General features: G+C 63.4%; 1 protein-coding gene. It reads right to left on the bottom strand.

Annotation, left to right across the window (positions count from 1 at the left end; all coding sequences use genetic code 11):
* Positions 1 to 21 precede the first annotated feature (21 nt).
* The coding region (locus IEY14_RS25700) for an IS3-like element IS6110/IS987 family transposase (RefSeq protein WP_049959514.1) at positions 22 to 869 on the bottom strand (848 nt) is incomplete at its 5' end.

The following is an 869-nucleotide window of genomic DNA, read 5'->3' as shown; positions in this document are numbered from 1 at the left end:
AAAAAACTCTGATCTGAGACCTCAGCCGGCGGCTGGTCTCTGGCGTTGAGCGTAGTAGGCAGCCTCGAGTTCGACCGGCGGGACGTCGCCGCAGTACTGGTAGAGGCGGCGATGGTTGAACCAGTCGACCCAGCGCGCGGTGGCCAACTCGACATCCTCGATGGACCGCCAGGGCTTGCCGGGTTTGATCAGCTCGGTCTTGTATAGGCCGTTGATCGTCTCGGCTAGTGCATTGTCATAGGAGCTTCCGACCGCTCCGACCGACGGTTGGATGCCTGCCTCGGCGAGCCGCTCGCTGAACCGGATCGATGTGTACTGAGATCCCCTATCCGTATGGTGGATAACGTCTTTCAGGTCGAGTACGCCTTCTTGTTGGCGGGTCCAGATGGCTTGCTCGATCGCGTCGAGGACCATGGAGGTGGCCATCGTGGAAGCGACCCGCCAGCCCAGGATCCTGCGAGCGTAGGCGTCGGTGACAAAGGCCACGTAGGCGAACCCTGCCCAGGTCGACACATAGGTGAGGTCTGCTACCCACAGCCGGTTAGGTGCTGGTGGTCCGAAGCGGCGCTGGACGAGATCGGCGGGACGGGCTGTGGCCGGATCAGCGATCGTGGTCCTGCGGGCTTTGCCGCGGGTGGTCCCGGACAGGCCGAGTTTGGTCATCAGCCGTTCGACGGTGCATCTGGCCACCTCGATGCCCTCACGGTTCAGGGTTAGCCACACTTTGCGGGCACCGTAAACACCGTAGTTGGCGGCGTGGACGCGGCTGATGTGCTCCTTGAGTTCGCCATCGCGCAGCTCGCGGCGGCTGGGCTCCCGGTTGATGTGGTCGTAGTAGGTCGATGGGGCGATCGGCACACCCAGCTCGG

Origin of the sequence: Aureimonas endophytica (assembly GCF_014642635.1) — a bacterium.
In the GTDB taxonomy this organism is placed as follows: domain Bacteria; phylum Pseudomonadota; class Alphaproteobacteria; order Rhizobiales; family Rhizobiaceae; genus Plantimonas; species Plantimonas endophytica.
This window is presented reverse-complemented; position numbering and strand designations above follow the sequence as displayed.